Here is a 21,641-nt window from a genome sequence, read left to right as displayed (position 1 = left end):
CCCTCAACCGGCTTTTGGCGACCCTTCGAGCACCACAACCGCATCCATTTCCTCGCGCAGCTTGCGCTCCTCGTCCGCGTGCGGGCTGGTGAAGCGGGCAATGACGAGATAGGCAACCGGGGTCAGATACAAGGTCACGATCACAGCAAGCCCGAGACCGCCGACGAGCACCCAGCCGAGAGCGATGCGCGCCTCCGCCCCTGCCCCGCTCGCCAGCACCAAAGGCACGGCGCCGACGATCGTCGCGATCATCGTCATCATCACCGGCCTCAAGCGGATATTGGCGGCGTTCTCGATGGCGCTGCGCACGTCCTGACCGCGGTCGCGCAGCTGGTTGGCGAATTCGACGACCAGGATGCCGTTCTTCGCCATGATGCCGACGAGCATGACAAGACCGATCTGGCTATAGATGTTCAGCGTGTTGCCGGTCATGATCATCGCAAAGACGGCGCAGGCCAGGCCGAGCGGCACCGTCGACATGATGATGATGCCGCTGACGAAGCTTTCGAACTGCGCCGCAAGCACCAGGAAGATGATGACGATCGCGAAGCCGAAGGTGATGAAAAGGCCGCTGGCGTTCTCGTCAAGCGTCGCGGCTTCGGCGAGCGGCATGACCCGCGACCCCGGCGGCAGCAGCGGCTCGGCCATTTCTTCGACCATCGACAGCGCCTCGCCCAGCGCCAGATCCGATTTCAAGCCGGCCGAGAGCGAGACGGCGCGAAGCTGGGATTCGCGCGCAAGCTGCGGCGCAACGGCCTTTTCCTCGATCGTCGCTATCGACGACATGGGCACGATCCGGCCGTCGCCGGCCTTGACGAAGATGTTCTGGAGGTCCGTCGGGTCGTTGAGCGGCGTCGTCGAGGAGAGCAGCTTGACCGGATAGGCCTCGCCCTCGACGAAGATGTCGACGACGCTGCTGCCGTCGAGCATCGCCTGCATCGCCCAGGAAAGAGCACTAATGTCGACGCCGAGGTCGGAGGCGCGCTCGCGGTCGATCGTCACGGACAGCTGCGCCTGATTGGCCTCGTAGTTCAGCCGCACGTTTTCGAAGCGGCCGGTATCTTCCATCGCCCGCACGAGCTTCGCCGCCGCATCGCCGAGTTTCGTGTAGTCGTTGCCGACCAGTGCCACCTGGAGACCGCTGCCCGCGCCTCGAATACCGAGGCTGTTGGCCTGGATGGTGGAGGCGCGCACCGAAGGAACCTTGGCGGTCACCTTGTTGATGTCGGCGACGATCTGCTGCTGGGTCCGGTCACGCTGTTCCCAGGGGGCGAGCGTCAGCACCATGAAGCCGCTATTGGCCGAACCGCCCTGGCCGGAAATCGAGAACACGTTGGTGATCTCACCTGCCTTGACGAGCGGCTGCAGGCCGTCCTCGATCCGGCGCATCTGCGCCTGCGTATATTCGAGTGAGACGCCCTGCGGCGCGTTGATCCTCAGCATCACCTGCGAGCGGTCCTCGTTCGGCGTCAGCTCCGACTTCAGCGTCAGGAACCCCGCCGCCCCGGCCACGGTGAAGAACGCGGCGACGGTGAAGACGACGAGCGGCGCATTGAGGCAGGCCCGGAGCGTGACGCGGTAGAAGGCTGCGGCGCGCTGGCCGAAGCGCGCCATCGGGCCCTGATGCGCATGCGCCTCGCTGGTCAGCATGCGCGAGGCGAGCATCGGGCAGAGCGTCAGCGAGACGAAGGAGGACAGCAGGATCGAGAAGGCGAGCACGAAGCCGAACTCGCGGAACAGGCCGCCGGTCTGCCCGGGCAGGAAGGAGAGCGGCACGAAGACGGCCGCCAGCGTCGCCGTCGTCGCCAGAACGGCGAAGAAGACCTCGAGCGTGCCATGCACCGCGGCCGCGCGGGGGCCCAGCCCCTCCGCCCGTCGTCGCACGATGTTCTCGAGCACCACGATCGCGTCGTCGACGACGAGGCCGGTCGCCAGCACGATCGCAAGCAGCGTCAGGATGTTGATCGAAAAACCGGCGAGATAGATTGCCGCCACCGTTCCGATGAGGGCGATCGGCATGCTGATCGTCGGGACCAGAGTCGCGCGCCAATCGAGCAGGAATAGATAGATCACCAGCGTGACGATGAAGACGGCGACGACGAGCGCAATCTCCACCTCGTGGATCGCGCCATTGATGAACACGGCATCGTCGCTGGTGATCTTGAGCTCGGTGCCGGGCGGCAGGATGTCGGTGGAGATCGTATCCACCACTTTGCGCACGCCTTCGGAAATATCGACCGTGTTCGACTGCGCCTGGCGGATGATGCCGAGGCCGATGCCCTGGCGGCCGTTGGAACGGAGCGCCGAACTCCCCGTGTCCGGGCCGAGCGTCACCGTGGCCACGTCGCGAAGCCGGACATTGTTGCCGAGGATCAGGTTCTCGAACTGCTCGGGCGTCTGCAGGTCCGCCGTCGCGCGCACCGAAATGTCCTGGCTGGCGCTCGTCAGAGACCCGGCCGGCACGTCGTAGGACGCATTGGCCAGCGCCTCGCGCAGGTTGGCGACGGTGACGCCGCGCCCGGCGAGCTTGGCCTGGTTGAGGTCGATGCGGAAAATCTTCTCCTGGTCGCCGTAGACGGTGACATCGGCGACGCCCTCGACCGCCGCCAAACGGTCGCTGATCTCGTTCTCGACAAGCAGCGTCATGTCTTCCATCGACATGGTGTCGGAGGTCAGCGCCAGGCGCATGATCGGCTGGCTGTCGGAATCGGCCTTGACGATGCGCGGCTCCTCCGCGTCATCCGGGAGTTGGCCGGTGATCCGGCCGAGCGCATCGCGGATATCGTTTGCCGCCTGGCCGATGTCGGTGGTGTCGGAAAATTCGAGCGTCACGCGGCTGCGGCCGAAAGACGATGACGAGGAAATCCCCTTAATGCCCTGGACGCGTGACACCGCGCCTTCGATGACCGAGGTCACCTCGCGGTCGATCGTCTCGGGCGCTGCGCCCTCGAACTCCGTCGTGACCGATATGACCGGCTGGTCGACCTGCGGCAGCTCGCGGATTTCGATGCCGTTCCAGGCGGCAAGACCCGCGACGACGATCAGCATGTTGACGACGAGCGCGAAGATCGGCCGGCGGATGAAGAGTGCGGTGAAGCCGGTCTTTCCGCCCCGCCCGCCTGGCGAACTGCCGGGGTGACCGCCAATCCCGATGTTCATTGCGCGTCCCCCGCCACCTTCTGCTCGCGTTCGGGGCTTGTTTCGCCGGCGATGCGGACAGCGCCGCCATCACGCAACCGCTGCACGCCCTCCGTCACGATGCGGTCGCCCTCGGCGATCTCTGCCTCGACCAGCACCTTGTCCGGATTGCGCTGGATGATCTTGATCGGCACCCGTTCGCTCTTGTCGCCGTCGACGCGCCAGATATAGGAACCTTCCGAACTCCACTGGATCGCCAGCGGATCGACGGTCGGGTATCGGTCGCCGTCGAAGGCCATTGTAACGGAGAAGGACATGCCGGCGCGCAGCATGTCGTCCGGATTCTCGATCCGCGCCCGCACCCTCAGCGTCCGGCTTGCCTGGTCGAGACGGTTGTCGATCGCATGGATGGCACCATCCAACTGCCGGCCGGGCTGCGCTACGGCATTCGCGGTGACCGGCTGCCCCACGGAGATCCTGCTGGCAAAGCGCTCCGGCACCCAGAAATCGACGAGGATCTGCGACCGGTCGTCAACGACCGCGATCGGCGTAGACGTCGTGACGTAGTCGCCGACATTGACGGTGATGATGCCGACGATGCCTTTCGACGGTGCGACGATGTCGCGCCGTCTGAGATCGAGCTCGGCCGTTCTGAGCGCCAGTTCGGCCGCCTGCATGGCGATCTCCGCATCGCGGACCTCGACCGCCGTCACCGCGCGGGCCGTTCCGAGATTGCGGTAGCGCTCGACCTTCTCCCGGGCGCTGTCGCGCGTCAGCCGGGCGTGCTCGGCGGCAATCATCTGCTCGTCGCTGTCAAGCCGCGCGATCACCTGGCCTTCCTCGATGCGATCGCCCGATTTTACCAGGATTTCCGTAAGATTGCCCGTGGAGGCCGGCGTCACGGTGACGGAACGGATTGCCTCGCCGTTGCCGATCGCGTTCAGCCTGTTGTTGACGATCGCGCTTTCAGCGGGCCTTACGACCACGAGCGCCGCATCCGAGAAGCCGCCGCGACCACCCTCTCCGCGCCCGCCATTGCGCTGTCCGCCACCCGTTCCTTCACCACTCTGCGATCCCGACAGCGCATCGATCAGCGGATGCGAAACACCGATGGCCGCCAGAGTTTCTCCCGCTCCGGGGGCAAAGCGCACCCAGGCAGCGCCCCCGACGACGAGAACGACGAGGCTGACCGCCAGTTGCTTCAAGAAGCGCATTCATGTCTCCGAATAAGATACGCGCTCCAGCGCGGCGCGTACCGGCGGAGCGTCCCGAATTTGTCAAGAGTATCGTTATTTGGGCGCCTTCGGGCAATCTCGGAACGCCATCATTACGCATTTGTAATGAAAGCAGAATTTGTTGACCGGATCATGGCGCTCGCACCCCTCGAATAATGACACCGTTTCGCTGAACTATCGATGTTTACAGCCGCCGCGGCTCGGCTATTCTGCCTCATTGAAACCGCACGTTGAGGAACGGGAGTAAGCACATGTGCGATGCATGCGTTATCGAGTCCGTAAAGCAGGAGATGTTGTCGCGACGCAGCTTCTTCCGCGCCGCAGCTGTCGCGTCGGCGGGCATCGCGGCCGCCGGCACGGGGATCGCGCCGCCGGCGCTCGCTGCCGGCCACGCAAACGTCACCGACCTCACTCATGAACTCCATGAGGAGTTTCCGACCTTCTTCGGCCAGCAGCAATTTTTCCGCGATCAGAAGTTCAACTTCGCCGAACACACTTTCAATCTGTTCGAACTCCGGGTGAACGAACATACCGGCACCCATGTCGACGCGCCGCTGCATTTCTCCGCCGATGGCCTCTCGGTCGCCGAGCTGCCGGTGGCAAAACTCGTCGTGCCGCTCTGCGTCGTGGATATCCGCGAGAAAGCGGCTTCCAATCCGGACGCGCAAGTCACACCCGAGGATATCAAGGCATGGATCGCCGCCAATGGCGATATCCCGGAAAACGCCTGCGTCGCCATGCTCTCCGGTTGGGCGGCTCATCTCGGCACCGACGAGTTCCGCAATGCCGATAGCGGGGGCAAGCTGCATTTCCCCGGCTTCCATGTCGAAGCCGCCAGGTTTCTGCTCGAGGAGGCGAACGCCGCTGGGATCGCTGTCGACACGCTGTCGCTCGACCATGGCATTTCGCCTGACTTCGCCACGCATCGCGCCTGGCTGCCGGAAGGCCGCTGGGGCCTGGAAGCCACAGCCAATCTCGACAAGCTGCCGGCCAAGGGCGCGACGCTCGTTCTCGGCGCGCCGAAGCACCGTGGCGGCACCGGCGGCCCGGCGCGCGTCTTCGCCCTCGTGTGAGCAGCGCGGGAAGGAAAAGAGCATGAGCACCGTCGCCCCGCCGTCCGACCCGGAATCGAACCCGCGAGTCAAGGCGGTTTTCGACGACATTCGCGCGACGCGCAAGTCGGACTTCATCAACAATATGTGGCTCTGGCTCGCCTTCGATCCGGATCTGCTGGAGCGCACCTGGGCGGAGGTCAAGGCCGTCATGGCGATGCCCTCGGCGCTCGACCCGCTGGTCAAGGAGATGCTCTATATCGCCGTTTCCGTCACGAATGGCTGCGGTTATTGCATCCACTCGCACACGGTCGCCGCAAAGGCGAAAGGCATGAGCGAGGCTGAACACGCCGATCTGCTGCGCGTCATCTCGCTCGCCGCCAAGACCAACCAGCTGGCAACCGCACTGCAGGTTCCGGTCGATCCGGCCTTCGACGCCGCGGCCGAACGATAGCGACATCGAAACACAGGCGCTGAAAACGCCAGTCTTTCCACAGGCTTGACGAGTTCCGCCGAGATTCCGGAATAAAAGAAGAACATCCTTTCTGGCCTTTCGGTCCCGAATCACTACATTGGGCCGCATGAGCAAAGGTTTCGACGACATTCCCTTCTTCGACGAGGAGCCGGCGCCGCGCAAACCCCCGCCTGCCGCCGGCGGCATCGCCGCGCGCGCCATGGCCGCCCGCGACAAGGCACAGCGACCGGACTATCTCTCCGGGCTCAACCCGGAACAGCGCGAGGCCGTTGAAACGCTCGAAGGCCCGGTCCTGGTGCTCGCCGGCGCCGGCACCGGCAAGACGCGGGTTCTCACCACCCGTATCGCCCATATCCTTTCGACCGGCCGCGCCTACCCCTCGCAGATCCTCGCGGTGACCTTCACCAACAAGGCGGCGCGCGAGATGAAGGAGCGCATCGGCGTGCTCGTCGGCCATGCGGTCGAAGGCATGCCCTGGCTCGGCACCTTCCATTCGATCGGCGTCAAGCTCTTGCGCCGCCATGCCGAGCTCGTCGGCTTGAGGTCCGATTTCACCATTCTCGATACCGACGACGTGGTGCGCCTCATCAAGCAGCTCATCCAGGCGGAAGGCCTCGACGACAAGCGCTGGCCGGCCAAGCAATTCGCCGGCATGATCGACACATGGAAGAACAAGGGCCTCGACCCGGCGCATATCCCGGAGGGCGACGCCCGCGCCTTCGCCAACGGCAAGGGCCGTGAGCTCTATGCCGCCTATCAGAACCGGCTGGTGACGCTCAACGCCTGCGACTTCGGCGACCTGCTGCTGCATCCGATCCGCATGTTCCGCGCCAATCCGGACGTGCTCAAGGACTATCACGACAAGTTTAGATACATCCTCGTCGACGAGTACCAGGACACCAACACGGCGCAATATATGTGGCTGCGGCTCTTGGCACAGCGGCCGCAGGGAAAGCAGGGAAAAAACCAAGCTCCTCAAGAAAACCCCTCCCCAACCCCTCCCCACAAGGGGGAGGGGCAAGGCGGTGCGGCCGCCTCCGTTTCCACATTGCACGTGAGGGATGAGGACACGGCGGCGCGGCAAGGTAGCCCCTCCCCCTTGTGGGGAGGGCTTGGGGAGGGGAAATCCCACGGCACTAGGGGGAAATCCCACGGCACGACCGAGGCAAAGCCCCACGTCAACATCTGCTGCGTCGGCGATGACGACCAGTCGATCTACGGCTGGCGCGGCGCCGAGGTCGACAACATCCTGCGCTTCGAGAAGGACTTCCCCGGGGCCAAGGTCATCAAGCTGGAGCGCAACTACCGCTCGACCGAGCATATTCTCGGCGCCGCCGCGCATCTGATCGCCCATAACGAGGGCCGCCTCGGCAAGACGCTCTTCACCGACCGCAGCCATCCGGACGACGAGAAGGTGCATGTCCACGCCGCCTGGGACTCCGAAGAGGAAGCCCGCGCCGTCGGCGAGGAGATCGAGCAGCTCCAGCGCAAGAAACACAATCTGAACGACATCGCGATCCTGGTGCGCGCCTCCTTCCAGATGCGTGAATTCGAAGATCGCTTCGTCACCCTCGGCCTCAACTACCGCGTCATCGGCGGCCCGCGTTTCTACGAACGGCTCGAAATCCGCGACGCCATGGCTTATTTTCGCCTCGTCTGCCAACCGGCCGACGACCTCGCCTTCGAACGCATCGTCAACACGCCGAAGCGCGGACTGGGCGACACCACCGTTCGCACCCTGCACGATTATGCGCGCGCCCGCGACATCCCGATGCTTGCCGCCGCGGCCGAGATCATCGAGACCGACGAATTGAAGCCGAAGGCACGCAAGGCGCTGTTCGACGTCGTCACCGATTTCCGCCGCTGGCAGACATTGCTCGAGACGACGCCGCACACCGAGCTTGCCGAGCAGATCCTCGACGAGAGCGGCTACACAGCGATGTGGCAGGCCGACAAGTCCGCCGAAGCGCCGGGGCGTCTCGAAAACCTCAAGGAACTGATCCGCTCGATGGAAGCCTTCGAATCGATGCGCGGCTTTCTCGAGCATGTCGCACTGGTCATGGATGCCGAGCAGAACGAGGACATGGATGCCGTGTCGATCATGACGCTGCATTCGGCCAAGGGCCTGGAGTTCGACACCGTCTTCCTGCCGGGCTGGGAGGAAGGGCTGTTCCCACATCAGCGGGCGCTGGACGAGGGCGGCCGCGCCGGTCTCGAGGAGGAGCGCCGCCTCGCCTATGTCGGCATCACCCGCGCCAAGCGCCGCTGCCACATCTGGTTCGTCTCGAACCGCCGCATCCACGGCCTCTGGCAAACGACAATGCCTTCGCGCTTCCTCGACGAATTGCCGGTCGATCATGTCGAAGTCGCCGAACAGGATGTCTCCTATGGCGGCTACAATCGCGGCGGCTACGGCCAATCGCGCTTCGATAAGGCCGATCCCTTCGAGAACACTTACCAGACGCCGGGCTGGAAGCGCGCCCAGCAGCACCGCTCGGAAGCCACCCGCGAGAATTGGGGCACCCGCTCCGGCCACGCCGTCGAGCGCATCGGCTACGGCGAGTCCGGCCCCCGCACCCGTATGATCGAGGGCGAACTTGTCGCCAAGTCGACGACCGCGGAACCCTCACGCTTCAATGTCGGCGACCGCGTCTTCCACCTGAAATTCGGCAACGGCAACATTGCCGCGATCGAAGGCAACAAGCTGACGATCGATTTCGACCGCGCCGGTCAGAAGCGCGTCCTGGATGGATTTGTGGAAAGGGTGTGAGGGGCGCCCTCAAATCGCCATCCGGTACATCACGAAGCCGGATTTCTCGGCCACCTTGTCGTAGAGCCGCATCGCCTTGAGGTTCGTCTCGTGCGTCAGCCAGTAGACGCGCGAGGTGCCTGCCCGTCGTGCCGCTTCGAAGACACCGTTGATCAGCGCCTCGCCAACCCCTATGCCGCGGGCCGCCTCGTTGATGAAGAGGTCCTGGAGATAGCAATTCGGCTGGATCGCGGTGGTGGTGCGGTGAAAGATGAAGTGCGTGAGCCCGACCAGCCGGCCCTTGTTCTCGGCAACCAGGGCATGCACCGGTTCATAGGCATCGAAAAAGCGCGACCAGGTCATGTGGGTGATATCGGGAGCGAGCGCGCTTTCGCCCGAGCGTCCGTAAAAGGCATTGTAGCCTTCCCAGAGCAGCAGCCACTGGTCGTAGTCGCTCCGGACGACCGGGCGGATGGAAAGGTTTTCGCTCATTGTCGAACCCACCGGAAAGGCCGTTACGGGGGCGACAGCATAAACCGAGAGATCGGCGCGGTCCATGTGGCAGCCGCGTGACGCTCATCACTCATTGTCACCTGAACCCGGAGAAGCACTTCCCACTTTGTTTCGTCCGCTCTCCCGGCCCACTCTGGACCATCATCTGACGGGTCGAACCGATGCACGTCGCGAGGGTGATCGGCCATTCAGACTCAATGCATCGGCCGAGAATCCACCCCCGGGGATCCGGATCCATTGCCGCCGCCCAAAATTCTCATCCGCAACCAATGCGAGAAAGCCGAAACGTTCAAATTGCAGCAAATTTCGCCGACCTTCGTTAACACGGCGCGGCTACGAATTTGACTACGCATACCGCTGGCCAGAGAGCCACCCCCTTTATTTTAGCACGACAGGCCGTTTCGAAATGAGCCTTTTCCCTGCCATATCGATCACTGCGCATTTGATACTCCTGCCCGCCCTTCTACGACTGCGAAGCTCCGAGACGGCAGGCGTCCGAGAATTCTCGATCGCCTGCGCACTATCGGCGATTGCAACGGCTCTGTTGATGGCGGCGACATCGTTCAGCGTTCCGCTCGCCGCAATTGCCGGCTATGCGGCGATGATCCTTGCCATCTTCGGCATTTTTCTCGGCTTTCGCCGGCTCGTCGACCAATCGGTCTCGATTGGCTTCTGTGCCACGCTCGCATTTGCGGCCGGCACGGCCGGCCTTCTCATCGATCCGGGCGATCAAGACGGCTTCGGCGCACACATGATCATCATCGCCGGCTGCGGCGCGGCTTTCCTCGCCGTCATCGGCCTCCCAATTCTTGATGGACAGGCGAGAGGCAAGCCGGCGCTCCGAGCCGGGGCCGCCGGCTTGCTGGCGATCGCCTTTGCGGGGCTCGTTCGCAGCATAGGTTCCGCTTCCGAAACCTCCCTTGACCTCCCCGCCTCGCCCGCATCGCCCATCTTCGACTACTCCCTCGCCTTCCTGCAGGTCTTCTTCCTTCCCGCTCTTTTCGTCGCGGTGATCCTTACGATCGAGAATCGCGTCATTGCCGGTCTGAGGACGATGCTCGCACGCGATCCCTTGACGGGCGCCCTGTCGCGCAGAGCGCTGATCGAAGACGGAGAACAAACGATCGCCGCCTGTCTCACGCACCATCGTCCGGCTGCCTTCCTTCAGCTCGACCTCGACTATTTCAAGCAGATCAACGACCATTACGGCCATGCTTGCGGCGACATGGCGCTCGCCCATTTCGTCGAGACCGTTTCCGCATTCCTCGATGGACGCGGTATTTTCGGGCGCATCGGCGGCGAGGAATTCGGGATCGTGCTGCCGGACCATACGGAAGAACAGGCCGCCGCCGTCGCCGAGGCGATCTGCCTCGCCGTGCGCGACACGCCGGTCGGTCGGGCGCATCAGCGCATCCGCTTGACGGTCAGCATCGGCATTGCCGCCGCGGCGCCCGGCGACACGATCATGGACGTGATGATCCGCGCGGACATGGCACTCTATGATTCCAAGGCCGATGGACGTGATCGCTGTTCGATCGCCAAGCACCGCCAAATCGATGCCAGCGCCCGGGTACTGGCAGCGGCTGCCGCGCAACTACGACAGGGTGACGCCACCCATCGGGATCAATTGCGCCATAGCGCATGAGAGGCCGAAGCAGCACGGGCCCTGCCGTCTTGCATTGCCGGCGCTGCCACCTATGTGAACGGTGCTGCCTACTGCATGTCTCCTTGAATCGACCTCGATTTAAGGACAAAGACATGCAGCAAATCAAAGTGCTACAGCGACCTTTGCGCGTCTGACAAGACGCGCGGCGCTGTAATGGAGGATACCCATGTCCCGCCGCACCCGCTCACTGCTTCTCGCCGCTTCGCTCGCCCTGACCGCCGCGGCCACCCAGCCTGCCAACGCCGAGACGGTGGGCAAGGTCGGCGTCGACTGGCTCGGCAACGATATCAAGATCGATGCCGTGCGCGATCCGAAGATTGGCGGCGTCACCTGCCACGTCACCTATTTCGACCGCAGCGTCATCGATCGGCTGAAGAACGGCAACTGGTTCGAGGATCCCTCGAACAATTCGATCGCCTGCCGCCAAACCGGGCCAATCTCCATCGGCGATATCGATCTGTCCAGCGAGGGAGAGGAAGTCTTCCGTTCCGGCCTGTCGCTGATCTGGAAGGATCTGCTCGTGACCCGCATCTACGACAAGGCCAATGACACGTTGATCTATCTTGCGCATTCGCGCCAACTGACCGACGGGTCCGCCAAGATGTCGATCACCACCGTTCCGCTGTTCGGCCAGACCGTCACTTGGGAAAAGGGCCGGCCCCAATAGATGCTGCCGCCGCGATCAATCGCGGCGGCAGAAATTCCCCTCGCACCTGGACTTGACCTCCAGGCCTCAGGGTGTCGGCGGAATGATGCCGCGATAATATTGGCCCTCGCCTGCCTCGTATCTTTCCCGGTAGATACCACGTCCAGCCGGGAAAACGCGCTGGCCGTCGATGCTGCCCGTGGGCATGACGTCGACGTTCGACGGGGCGGCACTGCGGGGCATCAGCACGCGGGTACGGTTCTGCGTTCCCGGAGGATTATTCGAATCGATCCCCTGGTAATAGCTGTCCGCGTATGCCGGTGCGGCAACACCGGCAAGCGCGGACGAGAGGACGAATGCGGCGAATGATGTTCTTAGAGAGAATCTCATAACGTTAGCTCCTATCTCCGTTCAGCATCCTCGCCTCTGACGGATGCAACAATGGCAGCATACGGCCTCCTGCGAATGCTGCAGTTACCAGCATAACACCTTTCGGAGCCCTGGCTTCCTCAGCGCAGTCAATGTTTCGTCACGATTGCTCCTGCAACCGTGATGGAGATTAAGCAACTTTAACTTGACGCCGTGGCGGGCTTCGATGCGCGAGGTGCTGTCCTCGACCGGCGAAACCGCGCGAGCGCTCACGTCGATAGAACAGGCCGGCTGGTTTGCCGGCCACTTGTCGCTCAGGGAACCGGAGCGGGAGGGATAATGCCCTGGTAGTAATCGCCTTGGCCGCCACCCTGGTACTCGTTCTCGTAGCGCTCGCGGAGCTGAGAAGGCGATCCGCTGAATCGGCGCATCGGCACCGGCTCAACATAGATGGTGCCCATCGGCGCCGGGTGGACGTAGATACTGCCGGTCGGCGCCGGATCGACATAGACGCTGCGATCGACGTAGTAGGGGCGCTCAACCATCGGAACGAACATCGACCCTGTGTTCTGCGTCCCCGGCGGGTGATGCGAGTCGATGCCCTGGTAAAAGCCATTCGCAAATGACGGCGCGGCGGCTCCGGCAAAAGCGGCTGAGAGGACGAATGCGGCGAGTGATGTTCTCAAGGAAACTCTCATGGCATTGCTCCTGTGTCCGTTTCAGCATCCAGTTTCAACGGACGCTGCGACTGTAAGGGCTCCTCACCGATGCTGCATGTGCCATAACTCGATTCCAGTGCAGGTGTTCCTCGCCAGCCTTCGACAACTCGTCACGTTGGCTCACTCCCCTGTAATTCGGATCACGCCGCGGCAACCTGATGGGCAGCTCCTATTCATCCTTTCGAACCGCCGCTTCCTCGTCGCACCACGCAAAAGGGCCCGCTCTCGCGGGCCCTGCAGGCATTCGGCACAACGACCGTGTGAAGCTATGCGGCCTGGGCCAATTCGTCGGCAATGACGGTATCGAGGTTGAGGAAGCAGACCATCGACTTCTCGAGCGCGACGATGCCGCGGCAGAAAGCACGCTGGGCTTCCGGGATGATTTCCGGCGCCGGCTGGAGGTCTTCGCTGCGGATCGTCATCATGTCCGAAACCTGCTCGACCAGCAGGCCGACGAGCTTGCCGTTGATGTCGGTGACGATGATCGCCGACCGCTCCGACGGCTCGGTCATCTTCATGCCGAGCCGGCACGCCATATCGATGACGGGAATCACCGCGCCGCGCAGGTTGATGAGACCGAGCACATAGGGCGGCGTGTGCGGCATCGGCGTCACCGGTGCCCAGCCCCGAATTTCGCGGATCGCCATGATGTCGATGCAGAATTCCTGGTCGCCCAGGTGGAAGGAGACGATTTCGAGGTAGGCGCCGGACTGCTTGATTGCGTTGCTCATGATCAGAATTCTTCCCAATTGTCACCGGAGGCCGAGGGCACCGCGGCCGATGTGTTTCCGAAAGCGCCCGCCAGCTTGCCCATGAGCGCCTTGGCGGGAGATGGAGCCGGACGGGCGGATGCCTGCGCGGCCGTCGGCTGGCGGAGTGCGACCGGCTTTGCCGCAGCCTTGCTTGCGCCGGGCTGGGTGTTGGGCCTTGCCGGGCTTGTCTTGATCGATGGCGCCGCCGCTGCCGGAGCGGCGGCCCGCATCGTCGTTTCGCGTACCTGGCCGTTGCGGAATTGGCTCAGGAGATCGCTGAGGTTCTCCGCGTCCTGAGCGAGGGTGTGGCTCGCCGCATTGGTCTGTTCGACCATTGCGGCATTCTGCTGCGTCATCTGGTCGAGCTGGCTGACCGCGGCATTGATCTCGTTGAGCCCGGTCGACTGCTCGCGCGCCGCCAGCACGATTGAGCTCATGTGTTCATTGATGAGCACAACATTTGCACCGATACGTCCAAGCGCGTCGCCGGTCGCCTGTACCAGCTTGACGCCGGTTTCGACCTCGTCACCCGAGCGCGTAACCAGCGCCTTGATGTCCTTCGCTGCCCCGGCGGCACGCTGCGCGAGCTCGCGGACTTCCTGAGCGACGACGGCAAAGCCTTTGCCGGCCTCGCCGGCCCGCGCCGCCTCAACACCGGCGTTGAGCGCCAGAAGATTGGTCTGGAAGGCAATCTCGTCGATGACGTTGATGATCTTGCCGATTTCGTTGGAGGCCCCCTCGATACGAGCCATTGCGGAGATGGCCTCGCCGACGATGCGGCCCGATTCCTCGGCCTTGACGCGCGTCTCGCCGACCATGCGGCTTGCCTCTTCGGCGCGGTTGGTCGCCGTTTTGACGGTAACGGTGATCTCCTCCAGGGCTGCCGACGTCTGCTCGAGCGAAGCTGCCTGCCTTTCCGTCCGCCGTGCCAGGTCGTCGGCGGCGCTGCGCATCTGTCGGCCGTTGGAGTCGATCGAGACCACGTTCTCCTTTACGTTGCCCAGGACATGGCTCAGCCGTTCGACCGTGTTGTTGAAGTCGCGGCGCAACGTGTCCAGCCCCTCCTCGAAGGGCTCGTGAATGGCGACTGCGAGATTGCCTTCGGCGAGTTGGTTGAGTGCCCGCCCGAGGGCATCCACCGCGCCCTTGATGCGCCCGACCGCCTGCTCGCGCTCGCCAGCCCTGCGCTCGCGCTCCTGTTCCATTTCGTCTCGGCTCGCGGCGGCATTCCGTTCGAGCGAACGCTTCTCGATTGCGGCGGTCCGGAACAGGTCCACCGACCGGGCCATCTCGCCGATTTCGTCGCCACGCTCGAGGGCTGCGACGCTCGAGGTGAGATCGCCCGAATGGATGCGCTGCATGCTGTCGCGCAGCCCGAGGATACCGCGGCGAAGCGCGTTTCCGTGGAACCAGATCAGCGCTAGCATGCTCCCCATGGCAAGGACACCGACCACCGCCTGCATCAGGAGCGCGTTCGTCGATGCGGCACGCGCCTCCTCGGTGCGCACCGAGGCAAGCTTGGCCGAAGCGTCCGTGACTTCGGTAAGGAGGACGCCCATGCGCTCGCCGCCGCCGTCTATCGCATCATCGAGGCGAGCAAAATCCTCCGCCGGAGCACCGGACTCCACCAGTGCCTTCAGGTCGACTTCGATCGCCTTTCGGAGTTCAGCGAGGTCGGATTCGAAACTCGCGAGACGTTCAGATTTGCCAAGCAGGCGCGCCAGGGCCTCGAGATCCGGCATGTGCGCGTCGAGAAGTTCGAGTGACGCCTTTATTTGTGCGGCGCGTTCCGGCTGGATCTTGCGTTCCTGGCGGTCGATGATCGTATCCATGGCGATCAGCACCAGTTCTATGCTCGCATACCGCATCTCATCGGCTACTTTCATGCCGTGCTCTGCGAGGATCGCCTTCTCGAGGGCCGCTTCCGAGAGGCTATTCTGGTAAAAGCCGACCCCGATCAGGGAGCCAAAACCAAGAAAGGCCGCAGCCGCGAGCGTCGCCAGCCGCTGGCTGACCGAGAGGGTGCGCTTTTCAGAAGGAGAGGTCGTCATCGAGTGGCAGTCCGTGACATATGGACCTGCCCGGCGCGAGCGTGGTCCTCCGTTGCGATCGATGCGGATAGCCGGGCCCGATCAACCGGATGACCTCATGTCATATTGAAGTGGTGTACTTCTCCGCGTTCGTCGACAGTGTCAAAGAGACCTTAAACATTCGCTAATACACGTCCCCCCTTTCCATGATGTCTCGGTCGGGTAGCACCTCTTTCCTTGCCGTTCCATGATGCTATGATCGCGGCATGCGCACGGACACGAATAGATCGCTTTCTCCTCTCGTCCTCGCCCTTCTCACGGGCGCGCTCGCGGTTGTCGGCCTGTTCGCCTTCCAGGGCTGGCTCGCCCATGGGGCGGATATCTTCCTCGCGCTCGCCCAAACGGGCGTTTCATGGTGCTTCTGAAGGGCGGGAGCAATTCCTAACCGCTGACGGAGCGTAAGCCTGCGGCAATTGTGCCTTTGCGCCGCCGAGGGCGAAACGCTATCAGAGTCTCGTGTTCACTCGGCGGCCGGCATGCGGCCACAGCAGACGGTGGCAATGATGAAGTCGATACGCATTGCCCTTTGGGCAGCCATCCTCGTGATGATGGCCCTTCTGGGCTGGCTCACCTACGACATGACCCAGTCGAAGCAACAGGCGTCGTCCGGCCCCTTCGGCGTGCCCTTCACGCTGGTCGCCCAGGACGGCCAGCCGATCACCGAGAAGGCGTTCACCGGTAAGCCGACCGCGCTCTTCTTTGGCTTCACTCATTGCCCCGAAGTCTGCCCGACGACGCTGTTCGAACTGAACGCCTGGCTCGAAAAGGTCGATCCGGAGGGCAAGACACTGCAGGCCTATTTCATCACGGTCGACCCGGAACGGGATACGCCGGAAATCCTCGGCCAGTACGTCTCCAACGTGTCGAAGCGCATCACCGGCATTTCCGGCCCGCCGGACAAGGTTCTCGAAATGGTCAAGGGCTACCGCGTCTACTACAAGAAGGTTCCGGTCGACGAAGCGAAGCCCGATGGCGACTACACCATGGACCATACGGCTTCGGTCTTCCTGCTCGACGCCGATGGAAGATTCAGCGGCACGATCTCCTATGGCGAAAACCCCGAAACCGCCGTCAAGAAGCTTGAAAACCTCGTAAGGGGCTGATCGCGGCTCCATTCCGTCCAAAGCGCCGGTCAATCCGGCGCTTTGCGTTTGTGAGCCAATCATGATAGCGGCGACCCTCGCGCGCCTGATTGAGACGCCCAATTGCCGCTACAGTAGGCAGCCGAAGGAAAGAACCTTGAGCGAGATACGTCTTTTCGTCACCACCACCGAGACACAGGCGGCAGCCATTCTCGACGTCATGAGCGTGACCTTCGAAGAAGAAGGTTACGCCGTGGCGACGATGGAAATCGACGAGAAGCGCGACGTCTGGGAAGCCTCTGTCTATATGATGGCGGACGAAGAGGAGAGCGTGAAATCCCGCCTTGCCGATGCGCTCGCCGCCGATTTCAGCCACCTTCCGATGGAGCGCGAGGTCCTCCCGGATATTGACTGGATCGCCAAGTCGCTGGAGGGTCTCGCCCCCGTGCGTGCCGGCCGTTTCGTCGTCCATGGCTCCCATGATCGCGACAAGGTGCGGACGGGCGAGATCGCCATCGAAATCGATGCCGGGCAGGCCTTTGGCACCGGCCATCACGGCACGACCGCCGGCTGCCTGGAGATGCTTGCCTCGGTCGCGCGCTCGCGGCGCGTCGGCAACGTCCTCGACCTAGGCACTGGAAGCGGCGTGCTGGCGATTGCCGCCTGGAAGCTCCTGCATGTGCGGGGGCTGGCGACGGACATCGATCCGGTCGCAACCCGTGTTGCAAGCGAGAATGCGCGCCGCAACGGCGTCGTCGCCGGCCTGACCTTCGCGACCGCGCCCGGCTTTCATTCGACAGCCTTCGGCGCACACGCCCCCTTCGACCTCATCATTGCCAATATCCTGGCGCGGCCGCTGATGAAGATGGCCCCTGAGCTCGTCGCCAATCTCGCTCTCGGCGGCTCGGTCATCCTTTCCGGAATCCTCGCCGAACAGCGCTGGAAAGTGCTCGCGGCTTATAACGGCCAACGGCTCAAGCATGTGCGCACGATCTGGAGAAATGGCTGGGTGACGATCCACCTGACGAAATAGGCTCCTGTCCTCTTGCAGGAAGCGCCGCCGAGTGGCGCTTTTTCATGCCGCCGTGCAACTCCGCTCGATAGCCCGGAAACGAAAAGGCCGCCCGAGCCATCATGGCGGGCGGCCTTTCCGAAACAAAGGCGATGCCGGAGCATCGCCTGCTGGCCGGCTTGTGACCGACCATGCCCGCGAGCTTGAGGAGGAGGAGCGCTCAAGCGGGCTCTACCGTTCCGAAATTGGCCACCCTGAGGGAGGAGGAGAACAGATGACCAATGATCTCGGAACTGCAGTCTTTTGAACTGCCGGACGTTCGTCCGTGTTCGTTGGCGCCCTTATACCCTATTATTTCAATAGAGAAAGGTGCATTGCCGCATGGGAGCCATGCATGATGCGCATATGTATGATAAATGGACAAAGCGGAGGGCCGCCTTTGCCGGGTGCTCATGGCAGGATGTCGCCTCTTCCCCCCCAAGCGCCATTTCCGTTAACATGGCGCCACCCTTCCCTGCGGTTCTCCGCCAAGCCTATTGGAATTAATGATGTTTCAGTCCTTCGATGTCACCTCCACGCCCCAGTTCGGCAAGGAGCGGACCACCGCCCTGCGCGCCGCTTTCGCGCCGCTCGGCATTGACGGCTTTCTCGTGCCGCGTGCCGACGAGTTTCAGGGCGAATATGTACCGGCCTCATCGGAACGGCTTTCGTGGCTGACCGGCTTTACCGGCTCGGCTGGCGTGGCGCTCGTCACGCTGCGTGAAGCGATCGTGTTCGTCGACGGCCGCTACGTGACCCAATTGACGGAACAGGTGGATGGCAGCGTTTTTGCCGGCGGTGACCTCGTTGGCGCGCCGCCGCATGCCTGGCTGGAGGCGCAGGCGCCGAAGGGTTTCCGTCTCGGCCTCGATCCCTGGCTGCACACAGCGGCGGAGGTCCGCCGGCTCGAAAAGGCCCTCGCGACAATCGGCGGCGCGCTGGTTTTCCTCGACCACAATCCGCTGGACCGGCTCTGGACCGACAGGCCTGCGGCTCCGCTCGGCCGCGTGACCATCCAGCCGCTCGAGCATGCGGGTCGACTGGCGAAGGACAAGATCGCCGCGATTGCCGCGACGGTTGAAAAGACCAAGGCGGCCGCGGTGGTGTTGACCGACCCCTCCTCCGTCGCCTGGACTTTCAACATCCGTGGTAGCGACGTGCCGCACACGCCGCATCCATTGGCGCGCGCCATCATTCATGCGGATGGTCGCGCCGAGCTCTTCCTCGACAAGCGCAAGACCGGCATCGAACAGGAGGCTTACCTGACGCAGCTTGCGGATCTCGCACCCCCCGGGGATTTCGACGATCGGCTCGAGTCCCTCGCGTCGACCGGCGCTGCAATCATGATCGATCCGGATCTCGCACCCTTCGCGATCGGCGAACTGATCCGCTCGGGGGGCGGCGCCGTCATCGAGGCCGCCGATCCCGCCCGCCTGCCCCGCGCCCGCAAGAACGCTGCAGAGATCGCCGGTTCGCTGCGCGCGCATTTGCAGGACGGCGCGGCGATGGTCGAATTCCTCGCCTGGCTCGACAAGAGCGAGCCCGGCAGTGTGACGGAGATCGGCGCGGCGCAGAAGCTGGAGGCGGTGCGCGCCACGGCCGGCGAGCGCATGCAGAACCCGTTGAAGGACATTTCCTTCGACACGATCGCCGGCGCCGGCTCACACGCCGCGATCATGCATTACCGAGTGACGACGGACACCGACCGGCCGATCGAAGCGGGGACCATGTTCCTGATCGATTCGGGCGCGCAATACATCAACGGCACGACCGACATCACCCGCACAGTCGCAATCGGCAGCGTGCCGGAGGAGCAGAAGCGCTTTTTCACGCTTGTGCTGAAGGGCATGATCGCGATCAGCACGGCCCGCTTCCCCAAGGGCACGCGCGGCGTCGATCTCGACCCGCTGGCTCGCATCGCGCTCTGGAAGGCGGGCGCCGACTATGCGCACGGCACCGGCCACGGGGTCGGCTCCTACCTCTCGGTCCATGAAGGCCCGCAACGGATCGCCCGGCTTGCTACCCAGGAACTGCTGCCCGGCATGTTTCTTTCCAACGAGCCCGGCTACTATCGACCCGGCGCCTTCGGCATTCGCATCGAAAACCTCGTCGTCGTCCGGGAAGCTTCGGAAATCGAAGGCGGCGACCAGCCGATGCTCGGCTTCGACACGCTGACCTACTGCCCGATCGATCGCCGGCTCATTCTGCCGTCCCTCTTGACCGACGAGGAACTCACCTGGTTGAACGAGTATCACGCCCAAACGCGGGACAAGCTGATGCCGCTCATCGCTGGCGACGAAACGCGCAAATGGCTGAAGGCCGCAACGGAACCGGTTTCACGCTGAGTCAGCTTGGCGTGTGGTGGTTGGCAGGGAGGCCCGGCGGCGTGGGCTGGGGCTACAGGGGGCAGCCGGGCCTCCGTTGGGAGGTTCGATGTCTCTACCAACGACGCCGTTATATGCACCCCGGCGCTCCTGTGTAACCCGAGAATTTTACTGGATTACACACAAATCTCCGTTTTTTCCTCTCGGCAACGCGGGCGTCTATAAGACGCGCAAAGATCGCTCTAGCACTGTTGAGCGCTGCATGTCTTATCCTTGAATTGGCCACGATTTAAGGAAACGCGCAGTAGAGGAAGGGTGAAAAGCCGGGACGAAGCCCGGCTTCTCCATTCAAATTCCGAGCATTTTCTTGGCTTCGCCGAGTGCTGCCTCCGAACCGGCGTGATCGCCGGACTGGTGCAGTTGCTCGCCCTTTGCCCGCAACTCCTTGACCTTGGCCATGTCTGCCTCGGAAAGAGAGGCGTTCGGAATAGCCGCGTCGATCGCGGCCATCTGACTGGGGCAGGAATTGGCAAAGGCGGAGAGAGGCGCGAGCGCCAGCATAAGGGCAATCGAGATCCTGGTAATCATTGTCGCTCCTCCATGCCCGGAGGGGCAGATGCCTCTCCGGCATTGACGGAATGATAGTCCAGGACTGTGCCCGCGCCAATGCACCGCACTCGCAACCAATAGGATGTCTGCTCGCAGCAACTTACCTACAGGATCAGGTGACGGATCGTCATCACGGCAACCCAGCCGACGAGCAGCATTCGAAGTGTGGAGAAGCGCAGGCCGACCGCGAAGGCGACAAGCATCGAGGCGGCGACGTCGTAACCGCCATAGACGAAGGCGGGCGCGACAAGTGTCGTCAGCACGGCCGCAGGAACCGCGTTCAGCGCCGCCTCGACGCGTGGGGGGATGTGCTTCAACTGGGTGATCAACACGTAGCCGCCGACGCGGGTGGCGAAAGTAGCGATTGCGGCGGCGATGATCAGATAGATCAGATTGAGCTGCTGGGCGTCCAAGGCTCAGGCCTCCTTTTCCACGGCAGGCATTTCACTTCGCCCCGGTTCCTGCGGCAGGCAGGCCGCAAGCAGGACGCCGGCGAGCGCGCCGATACTGACATGCCATGGCGAACCGACGAAATGCATGGCCGCAACCGAGGCGAACGCACTGACCGCGACAACAGGCAGAAAGCGGTCGCGCTTGCGGAAGCCGAGCACCAGCCCAAGGAAATAGATCGGCAAGAGCACGTCGAGACCGATCGCCTTCGGATCGCCGATCAACTGCCCGAAGACTGCGCCGATTGCCGTGTTGACGAGCCAGGGGAAATAGATGATCAGGCCGAAGCCGAGATACCAGGAGAAGCTGACTGGAAGTCCGCGCTCGGCCCGCCTCTCGCTCTCCGCATATTGCGGATCGATCAGCAGGAAGAAGGCGAAGAACTTCTGGACCAGCGTGAAGTGACGGATGTGTTTGGCGATCGAGGCCGAATAGAGCACGTGGCGGAAGTTGACGGCGAAAACCGAGAGCACCACCAGCCAGGGCTGGACATTGTTGCCGAACAGCTCGATGCCGACCATCTGGCTTGCACCGGCATAGACCGCGGCGCTCATGAACACCGCATCGGCGATACTAAAGCCGTTGTCGACGGCCAGCGCCCCGAACAAAGCGCCGAACGGCGACGCCGCTACCATGATCGGAAAGCCACCGCGCACGCCCTCGCGGAACTCGTCTCTGTTCATGAATACTCTCCCGCGGCAAGCTCGCTGTGCGCGTGCTA

Annotated in this window: 19 protein-coding genes; 9 read left to right on the top strand and 10 right to left on the bottom strand. The window is 63.2% G+C overall.

Features of this window, described 5'->3' with window-relative positions; genetic code table 11:
• Positions 1–3: 3 nt before the first annotated feature.
• Together AU381_RS17225 and AU381_RS17220 are read right to left on the bottom strand one after the other, a co-directional pair.
• Positions 4–3,159 carry an efflux RND transporter permease subunit gene (locus tag AU381_RS17225; RefSeq protein ID WP_064242958.1) on the bottom strand — a complete coding sequence of 1,052 codons (3,156 nt, stop codon included), beginning with the start codon at positions 3,157–3,159 and terminating at the stop codon, positions 4–6.
• Complete coding sequence (locus tag AU381_RS17220; protein WP_064242957.1) at positions 3,156–4,352, bottom strand: efflux RND transporter periplasmic adaptor subunit; 1,197 nt, start codon at positions 4,350–4,352, stop codon at positions 3,156–3,158. The genes AU381_RS17225 and AU381_RS17220 overlap by 4 nt, the downstream gene beginning before the upstream one ends.
• 272 nt (positions 4,353–4,624) lie before the next feature.
• On the opposite strand from AU381_RS17220, the gene AU381_RS17215 reads away from it, so the two are divergent.
• The 3 genes from AU381_RS17215 to AU381_RS17205 all read left to right on the top strand — a co-directional run bounded on the left by AU381_RS17215 (position 4,625) and on the right by AU381_RS17205 (position 8,670).
• Positions 4,625–5,446, top strand: a complete 822-nt coding sequence (locus tag AU381_RS17215) for a cyclase family protein (RefSeq protein WP_064242956.1) — start codon at positions 4,625–4,627, stop codon at positions 5,444–5,446.
• A gap of 22 nt (positions 5,447–5,468) precedes the next feature.
• A complete protein-coding gene (locus AU381_RS17210; protein WP_064242955.1) occupies positions 5,469–5,879 on the top strand; it encodes a carboxymuconolactone decarboxylase family protein in 411 nt (136 codons plus the stop codon).
• Between the two features lie 127 nt (positions 5,880–6,006).
• Positions 6,007–8,670: an ATP-dependent helicase gene (locus AU381_RS17205; protein WP_064242954.1), complete on the top strand. Its 2,664-nt coding sequence runs from the start codon at positions 6,007–6,009 to the stop codon at positions 8,668–8,670.
• A 9-nt stretch (positions 8,671–8,679) separates the two neighbouring features.
• Here the strand turns inward: AU381_RS17205 and AU381_RS17200 are convergent, their stop codons facing one another.
• The gene (locus tag AU381_RS17200) at positions 8,680–9,141 is read right to left on the bottom strand and encodes a GNAT family N-acetyltransferase (RefSeq protein ID WP_064243133.1); all 462 of its coding nucleotides are present in this window, start codon (positions 9,139–9,141) and stop codon (positions 8,680–8,682) included.
• A 427-nt stretch (positions 9,142–9,568) separates the two neighbouring features.
• Here AU381_RS17200 and AU381_RS17195 point away from each other — a divergent pair, with 427 nt between their 5' ends.
• Positions 9,569–10,807 carry a GGDEF domain-containing protein gene (locus tag AU381_RS17195; RefSeq protein WP_064242953.1) on the top strand — a complete coding sequence of 413 codons (1,239 nt, stop codon included), beginning with the start codon at positions 9,569–9,571 and terminating at the stop codon, positions 10,805–10,807.
• A gap of 187 nt (positions 10,808–10,994) precedes the next feature.
• A complete protein-coding gene (locus AU381_RS17190; protein ID WP_064242952.1) occupies positions 10,995–11,495 on the top strand; it encodes a CreA family protein in 501 nt (166 codons plus the stop codon).
• A gap of 66 nt (positions 11,496–11,561) precedes the next feature.
• Here the strand turns inward: AU381_RS17190 and AU381_RS17185 are convergent, their stop codons facing one another.
• The 4 genes from AU381_RS17185 to AU381_RS17170 all read right to left on the bottom strand — a co-directional run bounded on the left by AU381_RS17185 (position 11,562) and on the right by AU381_RS17170 (position 15,365).
• Positions 11,562–11,864: a hypothetical protein gene (locus tag AU381_RS17185; protein ID WP_064242951.1), complete on the bottom strand. Its 303-nt coding sequence runs from the start codon at positions 11,862–11,864 to the stop codon at positions 11,562–11,564.
• Positions 11,865–12,157: 293 nt separating this feature from the next.
• On the bottom strand, positions 12,158–12,541 hold the full coding sequence (locus AU381_RS17180; RefSeq protein WP_064242950.1) for a hypothetical protein: 384 nt from the start codon (positions 12,539–12,541) through the stop codon (positions 12,158–12,160).
• Between the two features lie 287 nt (positions 12,542–12,828).
• Positions 12,829–13,293 carry a chemotaxis protein CheW gene (locus tag AU381_RS17175; protein WP_037415530.1) on the bottom strand — a complete coding sequence of 155 codons (465 nt, stop codon included), beginning with the start codon at positions 13,291–13,293 and terminating at the stop codon, positions 12,829–12,831.
• Positions 13,294–13,295: 2 nt separating this feature from the next.
• Positions 13,296–15,365, bottom strand: a complete 2,070-nt coding sequence (locus AU381_RS17170) for a methyl-accepting chemotaxis protein (protein WP_064242949.1) — start codon at positions 15,363–15,365, stop codon at positions 13,296–13,298.
• A gap of 245 nt (positions 15,366–15,610) precedes the next feature.
• On the opposite strand from AU381_RS17170, the gene AU381_RS30330 reads away from it, so the two are divergent.
• The 4 genes from AU381_RS30330 to AU381_RS17155 all read left to right on the top strand — a co-directional run bounded on the left by AU381_RS30330 (position 15,611) and on the right by AU381_RS17155 (position 19,882).
• A complete protein-coding gene (locus AU381_RS30330; protein ID WP_082910104.1) occupies positions 15,611–15,769 on the top strand; it encodes a hypothetical protein in 159 nt (52 codons plus the stop codon).
• Between the two features lie 138 nt (positions 15,770–15,907).
• On the top strand, positions 15,908–16,507 hold the full coding sequence (locus tag AU381_RS17165; RefSeq protein WP_064242948.1) for an SCO family protein: 600 nt from the start codon (positions 15,908–15,910) through the stop codon (positions 16,505–16,507).
• A 136-nt stretch (positions 16,508–16,643) separates the two neighbouring features.
• Entirely contained in the window at positions 16,644–17,519 is an 876-nt protein-coding gene (locus tag AU381_RS17160) for a 50S ribosomal protein L11 methyltransferase (RefSeq protein ID WP_064242947.1), read from the top strand.
• A 527-nt stretch (positions 17,520–18,046) separates the two neighbouring features.
• Positions 18,047–19,882 (top strand): aminopeptidase P family protein, encoded by a 1,836-nt coding sequence (locus AU381_RS17155; RefSeq protein ID WP_064242946.1) that lies wholly within the window; start codon positions 18,047–18,049, stop codon positions 19,880–19,882.
• Positions 19,883–20,209: 327 nt separating this feature from the next.
• Here the strand turns inward: AU381_RS17155 and AU381_RS17150 are convergent, their stop codons facing one another.
• From AU381_RS17150 to AU381_RS17140, 3 genes are all read right to left on the bottom strand, one after another.
• Complete coding sequence (locus AU381_RS17150; protein WP_064242945.1) at positions 20,210–20,449, bottom strand: hypothetical protein; 240 nt, start codon at positions 20,447–20,449, stop codon at positions 20,210–20,212.
• Positions 20,450–20,574: 125 nt separating this feature from the next.
• Entirely contained in the window at positions 20,575–20,883 is a 309-nt protein-coding gene (locus AU381_RS17145) for an AzlD family protein (RefSeq protein ID WP_064242944.1), read from the bottom strand.
• Between the two features lie 3 nt (positions 20,884–20,886).
• A complete protein-coding gene (locus AU381_RS17140; RefSeq protein ID WP_064242943.1) occupies positions 20,887–21,603 on the bottom strand; it encodes an AzlC family ABC transporter permease in 717 nt (238 codons plus the stop codon).
• Positions 21,604–21,641 lie beyond the last annotated feature (38 nt).

Origin of the sequence: Sinorhizobium glycinis, from assembly GCF_001651865.1 — a bacterium.
Lineage (GTDB): Bacteria > Pseudomonadota > Alphaproteobacteria > Rhizobiales > Rhizobiaceae > Sinorhizobium > Sinorhizobium glycinis.
This window is presented reverse-complemented; position numbering and strand designations above follow the sequence as displayed.